Origin of the sequence: Shewanella sp. SR1, from assembly GCF_020447145.1 — a bacterium.
GTDB lineage: Bacteria > Pseudomonadota > Gammaproteobacteria > Enterobacterales > Shewanellaceae > Shewanella > Shewanella baltica.
Map to the genome: position 1 here is coordinate 199,316 of NZ_JAJAEF010000004.1, position 14,943 is coordinate 214,258.

Here is a 14,943-nt window from a genome sequence, read left to right on the forward strand (position 1 = left end):
TTTGGCGGCGATCACAGAACTGCAATCGGTTTTCTTTCGTGATGCAAGATTTGCCCGTTGCGACGGCCAATAGCGCCAATAGCGCCAATAGCGCCAATAGCGCCAATAGCGACGAGCAAACTGAAGAAACTGAGAAAAAATCGAGGCTCGCGCTTCTTATAAAACAAAGTGCAAAATTATTTAAAATATTTCGCACTTTCTCTGAACTAATTTAAGGATGCTGAGTCAGATATTATGAACCGAATCTTTGTAATGAGTTTCTTCGTTCATCATCATTCTCCTTTAGATGGTTTCTAGCGCGACCGTCCCAAGATTCCGAATTGGAATTTACAGCAACCTATTTAGGTTGCTTTTTTTATGCCTTTTATTTTGCATCTACCAGACAGAATGACCAAACATCATCGCCCAGATAAAACCCCAGAAACAAAAAAGGACCTCCGAGGAGGTCCTTGATTAACAAGCCGTTTGGCTTACAAGCGGATACCCACTTGTTCTAAATCTTTAGCAACTACGCTCTTAGGCAGAGTCACATAACCGTCTTTCTCAACCACTTGCTGACCTTGCTTAGACAGCACATAACGTAGGAATTCTTTTTCCATTGGTGCTAAGTCTTTGTTTGGTTGCTTGTTCACGTAAACATATAGGTAACGTGATAGTGGGTAAGTACCGTTAGCTGCGTTTTCTGCAGTTGCTTCGATAAACTCTTCGCCTTTCTTAGCAATCGCAACTGCTTTAACACCAGCAGTTTTGTAACCGATACCTGAGTAACCAATCGCGTTTAGAGATTGAGAAACAGATTGCACTACAGATGCAGAACCTGGTTGCTCGTTCACGTTCGCTTTGAAGTCGCCTTTACACAGTGCGTGCTCTTTAAAGTAACCGTAAGTACCAGATACAGAGTTACGACCGTAAAGTTGAACGTCTTTAGCAGACCAGTTACCGTCTAAGCCCAGCTCGCCCCAACGTTGGATGTCGCTGCTACCACATTTGTGAGTAGAAGAGAAAATACCATCAACTTGTTCAACGCTTAAACCTTTGATTGGGTTATCTTTGTGTACGAAGACTGCTAAAGCATCGATAGCTACGCGAACCGCAGTTGGCTTATAACCATAATGTTTTTCGAATGCTTCAATTTCGTTAGGCTTCATCTTGCGGCTCATAGGGCCGAACTGTGAAGTGCCTTCTGTCAACGCTGGTGGCGCAGTAGAAGAACCCGCCGCTTGGATCTGGATGTTGACGTTAGGGTACATTTGTTTAAATTCTTCGGCCCAAAGTGTCATCATGTTGGCTAATGTATCTGAACCTACAGATGATAAGTTGCCTGACACGCCACTTGCTTTTTCATAAGTTGGCAGAGATTGATCAATCGATGCCATCGCAGTTGCAGAGAATACACCAGCGGCTGTTAGGGTAATCGCGCCGACAAGCTTTTTCAGTTTCATTATGTGCTCCAGTAGTAAGCTAACTAATTTGTAACTTAAGTTTCTTCAGACGCAGCCAGTATCAATCGCTACAATGACAATTCTATGTCTGTGATGTGACACTTAGATGACAATGCGTTATTTATCGCTTTTTTCTGTCACTAATAAATAACTTTCTGAACCTAGAAATAAAAACAGGCCGTAATGGCCTGTTTTTATTATTAATTGCGAATATTTCACTTAAGCAATTTATTTCTTACGCTCGATAAGATGTAAAGGAATAACAAAGCTAAACGTACTGCCTTTACCCACTTCACTACTGATTTTAAGCTCACTGTGATGATGGTTAAGCGCATGTTTTACTATCGCAAGACCTAGACCACTGCCACCGGTTTGCCTTGAGCGCGCACTGTCTACCCGATAAAAACGTTCAGTTAATCGACCTATGTGCTGAGGTGCAATGCCTTCGCCCGTATCCGTTACGCTAAAAATGGCTCCCGTTGCCATACTGCGCCACTGCACTGTGATTTTACCACCGGGTTCAGTGTAACGAATCGCGTTAGAAATCAAGTTAGAACAAGCACTTCTTAGCTGTAATTCATTACCGTGGGAATCAAGCCCAGGTTCGCAATAAAAGCTCAGCTCGTATCTGTCTTGTGCCAGCGCTTTAGCTTCCTCCTTGAGCACTTCCATCAGCTGCGTCATGTTCACTGTATGTTCGAGGTTGATATCGGCCGCATCTTCAATCCGCGATAACATTAATAGCTGTTCGACCATAGATTGCATTCGCCGCGTCTGCTGCTGCATTAAGGCCAGCGGTTTGACGTTCATCGAATCGGGCTCGGCCATGCTTTGCATCATTTCGAGATAACCCTGCAACACAGTGAGCGGCGTTTTCAGCTCATGTGACACATTCGCGACAAACTCTTTACGCATGCCCTCGAGCTGACGTATACGGGTGATATCCCGCGCAATTAACAGTAGCTGCCTGTCACCGTAGGCCATGATACGGATCTCAAGCAAACGCCTATCCGATACCGGCGAAGGTAACTCCAGCGGCTCTTTGTATTGTGCAGATTTAATATAAGCGGAAAAATCAGGATGGCGGATCAAGTTATCAATACGCTGTCCATTATCCTGCGGCCAAACAAAGCCGAGAATAAGCTGCGCTAACTTGTTGCACCATAAAATATTATGCTCTGAATCGAGCACCACAGCGGCATCGGGTAACGCTTCTGCACCTTGGCGGAATCGCGCCAGCAATGCGGCCAATTGACCGACACGTCGACGATTCTTACCTTGGAGGCGATAAATGCCGTTAAACACCCCTTCCCAACTCCCACTGCCCTGCGGCGGCGTGAGTTTTCTATCGCGCCATAACCAAAAGTTAAGCCGTGATAATTGTCGGTAATGCCAGCAAACCAGGCCTAGCATGCCGAAAAAGAGTATCCAGAGAAGTTTCCCTACCAATAAACCTATTAGCGCGCAAAGCAGTAGATATAAGGCTAAACGCGTAAACAACCGGTACCCTGAATAAGAGTCAGACATAGATAAACCCAAACATCAGGCTAAATAAGAGGAGCACAAGATAGCCTAAAAGCTAACTTGTGCCTAACACTTATTCGGCACTAAATGCGTGTAGAGAAACGATAACCTGCGCCACGAACCGTTTGGATCAAGCGGTCGTGACCAGACTCTTCAACGGCTTTACGAAGGCGTCTGATATGCACGTCAACGGTTCTGTCTTCAACATACACATTGGTTCCCCACACATTGTCGAGCAGCTGTTCGCGGCTGTAGACACGTTCTGGGTGGGTCATGAAAAAGTGTAATAAACGAAATTCGGTTGGGCCCATATCTAATACAGTATCGCCTACGCTCACCCTGTGGCTCACAGGATCGAGCATTAAGCCCTGCACATCAATGGTTTCTTCTAAACGAGTCGGTGCGCTGCGACGCAATACGGCCTTAATACGTGCGACAAGTTCTTTAGGGGAGAAAGGTTTAGTGATGTAATCATCGGCGCCGACTTCGAGACCTTTGACTTTATCTTCCTCTTCACCGCGGGCAGTTAACATGATGATCGGAATTTGGCGCGTGAACTCATCTTGCTTCAATCGTTTCGCCAATTGAATACCACTTCCGCCAGGAAACATCCAATCCAATAAAATCAGATCGGGGTAAGGCTCCTTTAGCAGCGCAATGGCCGAATCAAAATCTTCCGCCGCAGAGGTCGTAAACCCATGCTGTTCCATTACAAAAGTCAGCATCTCGCGGATGGCTAACTCGTCTTCTACTATCAATATCCTTGCAGTCATAAGTGATTTTCTGTCAGTGAATGTCAACACGGCTATTATTAGTCATTTTTATTACAGATTTATGAATTAGCACGCCGTTTGAGCCATATAGTAGTAATATTTGTCATAATAAGTTTATATAACTGTTTGTTTATAGCAATAAAAAAGGAGGCAATATGCCTCCTTAATTGAATCTTAATACTGGATTTAGAATTTGTGTTCTAAGCCAACACCGATATATTTGTCATCATCAGTAGACGCTTCTAACGAACGATTGGTGTAGAAAGCGAAGACTTTAGTCGGTTTAGCCAGTGCATAATCAGCACCGACTGACCATGAATCACCTTTGTCTTCCATATCTTGATATTGTGCTTTTAAAGTAACAGCATCGATATCATAGGCAGCGCTGAACAGGTAACCGTTAACGCTATCCGTCGTTACAGGTAGCGCGTTTTTATACGTCTCTTCCTGTTGTTGGTACATACCACCTAAGGTTAAATTAGCGATTTTACCTTGAACCGATGCACGTAGGATTTCATAACCTTTTACATCTGAGTCATAAGCAATAGCAGCATAGATAGGTGATTTTTTCAGTTTAGCGTCACCGTACATAGCGGCTAAGCTGAAACCGTCTTGACCTTGTTGGTCAGCATCACCTTCAGCAGCATAAGTAGCACCGAATACGAAACCGCTGATTGATGGAGACAAGTAAGTCGCAGTTTGACCTAAACGGTTGTCGCCTTTGAACAGGCTTTTTAAGTCGCCAGATAAATCGTTAAATTGATCAACGTTACCTTGAGAGATTTTTAACAGCGTGTCGTTACGACCAACTGAGAACGAACCGAATGCGCCTTTTAGGCCAACAAATTGGTTACGTGCTTTAAAGTTGTCGCTAGTCGCAGCACCTGTATCAACTTCGTATTCAACTGTGTAGAACGCTTCCAGCGAGCTAGACAGTTCGAAATTACCCTTCACACCAAAACGAGAAGCATTACTTTGAATAGTTGTTGTAGCATCACCTTTCTCATCATTTGATTGAGCAGTGACATTCAACTTACCATAAACAGTCAGTGGCTCAGCGGCATAAGCTGAAGCCAGAGTTGCAGAAGCTAGCGCAGAAGCAAGTAGAGTTTTACAAAAAACGTTCATCATTTAATCCTTTCGACGTTATGTTCGTCTTGGTTATTGGTTTGGAACGACCGAAAGTGTGCAATGAATGTGTTTCAGTTTTATTTCAATTGTGACCGTTTAGTGCGCAAGGTAAAAAAACTGACGCTGAGCCTGGCAACAAACCCAGTAAAAATGCGGTCTGCAGCTGAGTCAATTCTTATGTTACAGTTTAATGAATTCTTATCCGCCGCTAGAAATTAGCTGTCGAACACAGGTTTACCCCGCCCAAACTATGCCGTAAACTGCCACTTTAATTTTCAATGAGCGCCTCTTATGTGGTTTAAAAATCTTACTCTTTATCGTTTCAATAAACCTTTTGCCGTCGAAACCGAAGCGCTAGAAACTGCGTTGGCCGATTTCACTTTCTCTCCGTGCTCAAGCCAAGATGTCAGTAAATTTGGTTTCTCTAATGCTTTAGGCAAGAAAGGCAGCTCCTTGGTACACAGTGCCGATAATCGCCATCTGATCTGTGTAACTAAAGAAGAGAAAATTCTCCCAGGCCAAGTCATCAAAGAAGCCTTAGAAGAAAAAGTCGCCCTCATTGAAGATGAAGAAAATCGTAAGATGGCGAAAAAAGAAAAAGATGCGCTAAAAGATGAAATCATTACTAGCCTGCTGCCACGCGCTTTTTCACGCCGCAGCCAAATCCATGCTTTGATTTTGCCAGAGCTGGAAATGATCCTTGTCGACAGTTCAAGTGCCACTAAAGCCGAAGAGCTGTTAGCGTTATTACGTAAAGCGCTCGGTAGTTTGCCAGTGATCCCATTGAGCTTTAAAGCGCCAGTCGAATCCAATTTAACTGAATGGTTAAAACTTGGCAGCGCGCCATTACCTTTTGAAATGCAAGATGAAGCTGAACTTAAATCCGAAGCAGATGAAGGCGGCATTGTACGTTTCAAGCAACAGGATTTAAAAGAAGACGAAGTCTTAGCTCACCTCGCAACAGGCAAGCAAGTACACAAGTTAGCACTGCATTTCGGCCAGTCGATTGCACTATTATTGCAATCGGATGCCAGCGTAAAACGTCTTAAATTCTCTGAAGAATTTAGAGCGGGTAACGATGAAGTCGGCACTGATGACCCTATGGCACGTTTAGATGCAGACTTTGCCTTAATGGGCAGCGAATTGGTCGCCTTGATGCATGCACTCGTGGCAGCACTAGGTGGACTCGAAGAAGCGCAAGTTTAAGCTGAATTAAATTTAACCTAAGTGAGTTAGGTAAACTTAAGTTAGCGACTCACTCGTATTCTTATTATATGAATAACTTGAAATACAAAATAACAAAAGGCGCACCGTCTAAATGAGGGTGCGCCTTTTTTATGACAGTTAAACGCCTAAGTTTAAGGCATTCGGCCTAATCGCAAGCTGAATGCCATTTGATTTAGTCATTGGCTTTAGACACTAGCTCGCCTTTATTATCAAACGGCCAATCAATGCCTAACCAAGCCTTGAAGAAGGATTTCTGCTGTTTAGTCGCTTTCGCATCGCCCTTAAGCACTAGCTTACCGCTTTGCTGCTCCCCAAGGGTGAGCTTAACTTGTTTAATTTTATCGTTGCTGAATAATGTTACTTCAATGCTATCGCCAGTCTTAAAGTCTTTAATGCGCTTATCAAACCCCGCTGCCGTCACCTTAAGACCATTAATCGCTAATACTTCATCCCCCGCGACGATACCCGCTTGCCACGCAGGGCCATTACGCAGCACTTGGTCTAACACTAAAGAGCCATGGGCGCTGCTTAACGTCATGCCGGCAAATGCCTCGACTTTTGAATCTTTGCCATAGGACATTGCTAACCCAGCCTGCGATAACAACTCAGGGAAATCTAAGCTCATCGGGCTATTCACATTTGCCTGCCACCAAGGCGCATAATCTTTGCCGGATAAATCCTTAAGGATATGCTGCACATCACTAACCCCATAGCCCTTTGGCACACGGTGATCTTGATATAAACGGCGATGCACATCGCGGTATGAATGCTTTAGCTTAGTATCTTGGAGCAGCGAGAAATCTAACGCTAAGGAGGTTAAGTAACCCTCAGAATAGATATTCACACTGTGATTAATCGCATAATCACCGCCCGTACTGCTCCACTCTCCTGCACTCGCCTCGGCAACAGATTGAGTTTCACGCCCAGGGTTGAGTTGGTTTTTCTCAACGCGTTTAGCTAAGTCTTCGAGGAATTCTTTAGGCGTCATCACCCCAGCACGCAGCAGTAACTGGCCTTGAAAATAACTGGTAGAGCCTTCGGCCATCCACAGTAATTCCGTCATGTTTTCATGCTGATAATCATAGGGCACAAGTCCCGCAGGACGATAGGCCTTTACGTTCCAGGTATGGATAAACTCATGGGATGCTGTGCTAATAAAGCGTAGGTAATCCTTGCGTTCACGGAAACTAAAACGCGGCAGTTGGATAACCGTAGAATTTACATGTTCTGTCGCGCCACTGGCGCCGCTGGTGGCATGCACCATATACACATAACGATCAAAAGGATAATCATCCCAAATCGCCTTTGCTTGACCACTTAATGCCGTTAAATCCTTAACGACTTTATCGGCGTCATAGTTACCCTCACCCCAAAATACCAACTCATAGTTTTTGCCATTAGCACTGAATTGCTTATGGGTGCTCACACCGGTTTCGATAGGGGAATCAATTAACACATCGTAATTTTGCGCGATAAAAGAATGCGCTGGCGTGCCTGAAGCCATACCCGAGTAACTTTGCCACGTTTCAGGAACGTTCAATTGAACCGACACAGGCTCAGAGCGAAATTGCGGGCTATACATGAACACGCCGCTGGCATCTAAATACGCGTGGCTCGCATCAATATGGCGAACCCTTTGGCCTAATTCATTGGCATACAACTGATAACTAACCGTCACGCTGGTTGGCTGCGTGAGCGCGACTTGCCATTCACCGCTCGCCGTACGTTTCCATGGGAGTTCATGACCTTGATTGTCTTTGGCGCTAAATAAACGCACACCGTCGGCCAAAGGCAATACTTGATATTTCCCAGTGCGCCACACTGGCAGATTGACCGTAAAATCTGTGGTCTTCACTTCAGGAAAAGTTACACTCACTTGGGCGATATGATGCTCGGGTTTAACGAGGTCGATTTGATATTTCACATCGGCCAATACTTGGCCCGAGAATAATGCACTTAATATCAAGATTGATAATCTGTTGGGTTTCACTCTTGCTTCCTTCTGTTATTATGCTTCTTATGATTTTTCCAAGTATAACAAGTCGATGTAGCATCCTCATTAGGCGCTAACAAAAGCTAACAAAATAAGTTCCTTGACTTAAGGAATGAGGAATCACAGTTCAAATGCAAAAACTCACGGTTATTTTATTTACTTTGTTGCTGTCACTACCTTTTAGCGTTCAAAGCCGAGATCTCGAAGCTGATGAGGTGGAGTTAAGAGAATCGCCACAGCAAATGTATGATGTGCTAAACAAATCCATTTCCTTCCCCCTTGCGTTCCAAAACCGTGACCAATTTGAGCGTGCAGCCCAAGAACAAGGCTACAGCCCAATCGAATTTGAACAGATTTTGTATCTGCTGACTCGGCTGAATATGGAGCCGAACGTGAAAACTAAGGTCGGTTTTCAAGACGCAAAAAGCTTGATTGAACTCTTATCTACTGCGGCGCAATCGCCCTACGAACTTGCTATGGTCGCCATGTTGAATGGTCGTTACCTTGGCCGTACCGAACAGAAATATCAAGAAGCGATTGGCCTATATAACGAAGCGCTCACTCGCATCAACGACAGTTATGACATCGAAGCATTGATTCTTAAGCACAATATTCATGAGCACTTAGGCGGCTTACATTTATTGATCCGCCAAGAAGTACCGGCGCTGATGCACTTCCATACATACCGCGACATTGCCTATAAGCTCAGAAACGATTACTTAATCGCGGCGGCTGAAGCAAGACTGGGGTTCTATTACAATTTTAATCAGCAGCTCACCAAATCATTGCAGCATTACAGTGAAGCGATTCGGATCTCCAATCGCTCTAATTACCCGGCGATGAAAACCAATCTGCAATTACAACTTTCTAAGGTATATCGCGATTTAAAGCAGTGGGATGAAGCCCTTAAAAATGCCCACGAAGCCGCTGCCGGTTTTAAAAAGATGGGCAATGACACCTATCTTTCAAGCTGTATGACAGTGATCGCTATGGTCTATGGCGAACAAGGGGATTGGAATAAAGCGATTGATTACTACCTTAATGCCCAGCAATTAGATGCCAAACGCGGTAACTATATTGCCCAAGGCCTTAATTTCCACAATCTTGGTCAAGCCTACTCAAATATTAATGACAATGTTAACGCCCTAAAATATTTACTGATGGCCAATCAAATATTCAAAGAAAAACAAAGCCATCATTATCAGGTTTATAACGAACTCTTAATTGGCGAAATCGCGCAAACCAACCAAGATTGGCCGCTAATGATGACCCATGCAGACATCGCATTGGCATTGGCTATCGACTTAAAACTTGTCAATGAACAAAAAGCCGCGCTCACACTGATTGCCTCGGCATCGCAAAAATTAGGTGAATTAACCAAAACCATCGATGCCCAAACCCGTATCATAGAGCTAGGTAACACCCTTGCAGAGAAAGAGAAAGACTCACCAGTGTCGACCTCAGCCCTTGCGGAGCAACAGCTCAAACTTGAGCTCAACATGGTTCAGGGAAAACTTGCCGAGACAGTGAAGGAAAGCAACAGCACCCACACGCTACTGCTTATCAGCTGCCTGATTGCCGGACTCTTGCTGCTGGTGATTGCGTATATGTTGCATCATCGCCGCAAAATCTCAGCAATAAACGCCGCATTAACTCAATTGAGCCTACAGGAACCCTTCACCCATAACTTAGGCTATGCGGCGCTATTAGCGCACTTGGGCCATAATCAACATCAAGCGTCTGCAACAGCTTTAGGGATTATCGCCTTCCCCGCCCAGCTCACGACCGACCTCGACTATGGCCAATATTTTAGTGATGCAGTAACGGCGCAACTGGCCACTCATCTAACCGATGCGCTCGCAGCACCTGTGTATGTTATACGCCAAGGGGTATTTGCAGTGCGTTTCACCCAAGCCGTTGAGCCAACGCACGTGCTCAGCCAAATACGCCAGAAACTCGACCAACAGCACATCGTCCATCATTTCCGGCTTGGTTTTGCCAACTTGCCACTGTTAGCAAAATCAGAAATCAAAATGGCCGCGAAATTAAAGTTCGAAACCGTGCAGATGGCGCTCGCCTGTGCCCGCAGTTTAGAGGGCAATAACGATTATTTTGTCGCCCTCAGAGCACTCGATTTTGTCCCTCTGAGCTTATTTGCCAATCCGTTATTTTTACACCTTGAAAAAGGCATTGAGCGCGGGTTAATCAGATTAGATACCAACGGAAATAAAGAAGATGTTCGCTGGCCTTGCTGGGAAAATAACCAAGATAGGCAATTACTGGAAAATATTTGATCAATATCAGCAATTAATCACAGAGTCATAGGTAAATCGCATTTGCACTCTACGCCCAGTGTTATAACATTAGTATCATATGAGTTAACAGCTAATCTGGACATAGGATCGTCATGTTTTTTAGCCTTGCAGAGTTAGGACAACACTCAGGATGAAGGATTCGAGCGCTACCGTTTCACAACTTGCCTTGCTGCAACAGAAACTTCATTCGGCCAAACTAGCCCTCGATGAAGTCAATGAAGACAGAAACGCAAAGTTACAGACATTACTGCAATTTATTGGTCACTTAAGCCTCGCCTGTAAAGGGCAAAATCTTGAGCTAGATAATAAACTCGCCAAACTTCGCCATAACTTAAATACGTTTGAGCGAGTCGATGAGGCGTTGCCAGAATTAGTCGATGTCGAGCGCCTACTAAAAGGCCAATATCACCATGTGATGGTACAACTCGAAGAGAGTCGTACGGGTTTGTCACAGGTGATCCGTCAGATCCAACGCGTGAACTCTGCACCTGAAAAACTCAAAAAAGAAGTTAATTACTTCAAACAAGATCTGGCTAAACCTTTCCACACAGTTTGGGAATATATTCCTAAAGTTAAGCAAATCATCGGCTTCTACGAAACCATATTACAGCTACAATTTAACGAATCTGAAAAACTCGATGTCTTGCCAAAACACAGGCAGCTAGCCCATGAGCTGGCGCAGATGATTTCGGAAATCGAGTTTCGTAAAGATCAGCGTGACCAAGTCTTAGTGATCAAAGAAGTGCTCTCTTCTGAGATTGAAGTAGACAGCTTGCTCGAAGCCTACCAAACCATTTTAGCGTTATTGCTTGATAACATCGCCCGCGAGAAATCGGCATCGCAAGAATTTTTGTTTGCCCTCAATGATGCCTTAGCCGCAGTGCGTGAAGTGGTCAGTGAATCTTACAACCACAATCAACGCAGTTTTCAACTCAAGACCCAGTTGAATCGTGAGATCAATACCCGCGTCGATAACGCCGGTGAAATCATTATCGATGTGGAAGATATTGTCGATCTTAAAGCCCAATTGACTGAGCAACTTAACTCCATTCGTTCGGCATTGGCCCGTAAAGAAGCCTTAGAGCAAAGAGAACAAGCCTTGCTGCGTAAGTCGATGGAAACGATGCGCAAAGAGCTTAATGAATTAAGTAACGAGGCGAACACCTACAAAGAGCGTTTGTTCGAACAGCAAAAACTTAACTTGCTCGACAGCTTAACTCAGTTACCTAACCGTGCCGCGTTAGAAGAGCGCATGGAGCTTGAATACCGTAACTATCAACGGCATAAATCTCCCCTGTGGGTGGCGGTTGCCGATATCGACCACTTCAAAACTATCAACGACAGCTTTGGTCACAGCACGGGCGACAAAACCCTGCAGGTGATTGCGATGGCATTGAAAAACTCGCTACGCGATACAGAGTTTGTTGCCCGTTATGGTGGCGAAGAATTTGTCCTGCTATTACCCGATGTAGCACCTGCTGATATCGCTCAACTTTTAAACAGAGTGCGCGAGAAAGTAAAAAATATTCCATTTAAATTTAAAAATCAGAGAATTACAGTTACAGTATCTATAGGGGCTGCGCAAGTTATGGGAAGTGAGCTCATACATGAGACCTTCGAACGCGCCGATGCAGCACTCTACAAAGCGAAACACGAAAGCAGAGACAGGGTTGTGATTGACGTATAATTGAGCCCCACTATACGCCTCCTCTAATCACTCCTGTCATGACGAAGGAGTGATAAATGATAGTAAAAGTCAGCCCTAAAGGCAGCATGGATCAGCTTTCGCAACTTGAAGTTGATCGTCTCAAAAAAAGTGCCAAAAGCACGCTATATCAACTGTACCGCAACTGCTCCTTAGCAGTACTTGCCGCGGGTTTAAAAACCGACAACTCTAAAGCCCTATTCGAGCAATACCATGATTTCGATATCCACGTCCTACAACGGGAACGCGGTGTTAAATTAGAATTGGTCAATCCCCCTGAACAAGCCTTTGTCGATGGTCAAATAATCACCGGCATTCAAGAACATCTGTTCTCTGTTTTACGCGACATCCTTTATATCAGCGACAGATACGACTCGCTCAAACACATTAATCTGACCAACGCCCACCATATCACCAATGTGGTGTTTGATATTTTACGTAACGCGCGGGCGATTGCCCCCATGAAAGACCCTAACGTCGTCGTCTGTTGGGGCGGGCACAGTATTAATGCTATCGAATACCAGTATACCCGCGAGGTAGGCTATCAACTTGGCCTGAGGGAATTGGACATTTGCACTGGCTGTGGTCCTGGCGCGATGGAAGGCCCGATGAAAGGTGCGGCCATAGGTCATGCCAAACAAAGGATTAAAAATGCCCGTTATATTGGTTTGACTGAGCCGAGTATTATTGCCGCCGAGCCACCGAATCAAATCGTCAATGAACTGGTGATCTTGCCCGATATTGAAAAACGCCTCGAAGCCTTCGTGCGTTTAGGTCACGGCATTATTATCTTCCCAGGTGGTGCTGGCACGGCGGAAGAGTTGCTCTATATCTTGGGTATCTTACTCAACGAAGAAAACCAAGAAACCCCTTTCCCGCTGATCCTCACAGGCCCCACGGAAAGCGCCGATTACTTCATTAAGATTGATGAGTTTATTGCCTCAACCTTAGGCCCTGAAGCTCAGAAAAAGTATCAAATCATCATAGATAATCCCACTGAAGTAGCGCGTATCATGAAGAAAAGCATGGAGCAGGTGAAAGCCTATCGCCGCTCAACGGGTGATGCTTACCAATATCAGTGGGCACTGAAGATAGAGTCTGAATTCCAGCTACCTTTTGTCCCGAGCCACGAGGTGATGGCAAACTTGGACTTGCACTTCCAAACCAATAAAGCCGAGCTTGCCGCCAACCTGCGCAAAGCGTTTTCGGGTATAGTGGCGGGTAACGTCAAGTCGGAAACAATCAAGCACATAGAGCGCGATGGTCCCTTCCAATTGAAAGGCGATCCTAAACTCATGGACATGATGGATAAGCTCTTGAGTGCATTTGTGCAACAACAGAGAATGAAGCTTCCCGGAAGCGCTTATATTCCTTGCTACCAAATAGTGAAATAGAGAGCGAAACAACGACACCCCATGAACAAGTTTTTAATCATCGATGGTCTCAACTTGGTTCGCCGCATCTACGCGGCGATCCCCGATGAAACAGATATGCAAAGCCTCACAGAGCGCGTCAGTTCGGCGTGCACTAAACTGCTGCGGGTGCATCGCCCTACCCATGCAGCTATCGTGTGGGACGGTGATGAGATCTCATGGCGTAAACAGCTTTATCCCGATTACAAAAAAGGCCGTAAACCTATGCCAGAACCACTGGCGCAGGGTTTAGTTGCGCTGCAAGACCATTTAACCGCAATGCACATTGGCTCTATTTATGCCGCCGCCGAGGCCGATGATGTGATTGCGACACTGGCGATAAAAACCGCCAAAGCGCAAGGTGAAGCCATAATTGTGTCCACCGACAAAGGTTTTAGTCAGCTTAATCATCGCCAAATCAGTCAATGGGATCACTTTAATCAGCAGTACCTCGATATTGCGGCATTGGAACAAAAGCTTGGTGTTGAGCGCAGCCAATTTCTCGACCTGATGGCATTAGCAGGCGACAGCGGTAATAAAATTCCCGGCATTGCAGGCATAGGCCCTAAGTCGGCCGCCGAGTTATTGAAAACCTTTAGAAGCTTACCGACCTTGTTCTCCTCCTTATCTAACCTAGGCGCTAAACAAGCGAAGAAGCTCGCCGAGGGCAAAGAGATGGCGAGGCTGAGTTATAAGCTGGCGCAGTTACAAACGGACCTTCCACTCAATATCAACTTGAAAGACTTTCGCGTGATTGACTCCCCACCTGAAAAAACCATCAATCAAGACTAAACTTCTGTTAATACAAAGTTGCAATTAACGCATTTACCTTAGCGCAACAAAAGCGTATTTTATGGACGTGCTCAAGTGACTCATCTAATGAGGTAAAGGAATAACTATAAATGAAATCAAAAGTTTCAGTAATTATTGGTAGTATTTTTGCCGCCTACGTCGCCTTTGTCGCTGTGGTTGTACTGGTTTATGAACCAACGCCAGAAGACATGAATTGGGAAGACAGACAGGCCTATAACAGCCAGAAGATGAACGATTTAACCTTAGGGCAAAATATCGGTTCAGTAAAAGAATTGCTCGGTAAGGCCGACTTTTCAGAGGCAAAAGCCGTCAAGGAAGCCAAGTTACAGGTGCTCTTTTATCGCACTCACCATGAGAAATCAGACGGTGTGACGACCAAAGAGGAATGTACCCCGCTTATTTTTGAAAATGATAAGTTGATTGCTTGGGGCCAAGATACCTATAAGCAATACCTCGATGCGGGCACAGACACTGTGCTCACTTCCGCCCACGAGACATTGAGCAGTAAATAAATACGACTGACAACTAAATAAAAACGCCACCTAATCGGTGGCGTTTTTGTTTTCATAATTAACCAACTGAACGTCTTAGTGACAGCATACCTAGGT

Annotated in this window: 11 protein-coding genes; 6 read left to right on the forward strand and 5 right to left on the reverse strand. The window is 45.0% G+C overall.

Annotation, left to right across the window (positions count from 1 at the left end):
• Positions 1-470: 470 nt before the first annotated feature.
• The 4 genes from KV201_RS05545 to KV201_RS05560 all read right to left on the reverse strand — a co-directional run bounded on the left by KV201_RS05545 (position 471) and on the right by KV201_RS05560 (position 4,870).
• Positions 471-1,442 (reverse strand): PstS family phosphate ABC transporter substrate-binding protein, encoded by a 972-nt coding sequence (locus KV201_RS05545; protein ID WP_006080906.1) that lies wholly within the window; start codon positions 1,440-1,442, stop codon positions 471-473.
• A 228-nt stretch (positions 1,443-1,670) separates the two neighbouring features.
• Positions 1,671-2,969 (reverse strand): phosphate regulon sensor histidine kinase PhoR, encoded by a 1,299-nt coding sequence (phoR, locus tag KV201_RS05550; protein ID WP_006080905.1) that lies wholly within the window; start codon positions 2,967-2,969, stop codon positions 1,671-1,673.
• Between the two features lie 80 nt (positions 2,970-3,049).
• The gene (gene phoB / locus KV201_RS05555; protein WP_006080904.1) at positions 3,050-3,739 is read right to left on the reverse strand and encodes a phosphate regulon transcriptional regulator PhoB; all 690 of its coding nucleotides are present in this window, start codon (positions 3,737-3,739) and stop codon (positions 3,050-3,052) included.
• 186 nt (positions 3,740-3,925) lie between these two features.
• Positions 3,926-4,870, reverse strand: coding sequence for a porin (locus KV201_RS05560; protein WP_012088673.1), 945 nt, complete (start codon positions 4,868-4,870; stop codon positions 3,926-3,928).
• A gap of 291 nt (positions 4,871-5,161) precedes the next feature.
• On the opposite strand from KV201_RS05560, the gene rdgC reads away from it, so the two are divergent.
• Entirely contained in the window at positions 5,162-6,076 is a 915-nt protein-coding gene (gene rdgC / locus KV201_RS05565; RefSeq protein ID WP_226058759.1) for a recombination-associated protein RdgC, read from the forward strand.
• Positions 6,077-6,269: 193 nt separating this feature from the next.
• Here the strand turns inward: rdgC and KV201_RS05570 are convergent, their stop codons facing one another.
• Entirely contained in the window at positions 6,270-8,087 is a 1,818-nt protein-coding gene (locus KV201_RS05570) for a M61 family metallopeptidase (protein ID WP_226058760.1), read from the reverse strand.
• A gap of 134 nt (positions 8,088-8,221) precedes the next feature.
• On the opposite strand from KV201_RS05570, the gene KV201_RS05575 reads away from it, so the two are divergent.
• The 5 genes from KV201_RS05575 to KV201_RS05595 all read left to right on the forward strand — a co-directional run bounded on the left by KV201_RS05575 (position 8,222) and on the right by KV201_RS05595 (position 14,847).
• On the forward strand, positions 8,222-10,384 hold the full coding sequence (locus tag KV201_RS05575; RefSeq protein ID WP_226058761.1) for a tetratricopeptide repeat protein: 2,163 nt from the start codon (positions 8,222-8,224) through the stop codon (positions 10,382-10,384).
• 151 nt (positions 10,385-10,535) lie between these two features.
• The gene (locus KV201_RS05580; protein WP_226058762.1) at positions 10,536-12,092 is read left to right on the forward strand and encodes a GGDEF domain-containing protein; all 1,557 of its coding nucleotides are present in this window, start codon (positions 10,536-10,538) and stop codon (positions 12,090-12,092) included.
• Positions 12,093-12,148: 56 nt separating this feature from the next.
• A complete protein-coding gene (gene ppnN / locus KV201_RS05585) occupies positions 12,149-13,504 on the forward strand; it encodes a nucleotide 5'-monophosphate nucleosidase PpnN (protein ID WP_006080898.1) in 1,356 nt (451 codons plus the stop codon).
• Positions 13,505-13,525: 21 nt separating this feature from the next.
• Positions 13,526-14,314, forward strand: a complete 789-nt coding sequence (xni, locus tag KV201_RS05590) for a flap endonuclease Xni (RefSeq protein ID WP_226058763.1) — start codon at positions 13,526-13,528, stop codon at positions 14,312-14,314.
• Positions 14,315-14,424: 110 nt separating this feature from the next.
• A complete protein-coding gene (locus KV201_RS05595) occupies positions 14,425-14,847 on the forward strand; it encodes a DUF3192 domain-containing protein (protein WP_006080896.1) in 423 nt (140 codons plus the stop codon).
• Positions 14,848-14,943 lie beyond the last annotated feature (96 nt).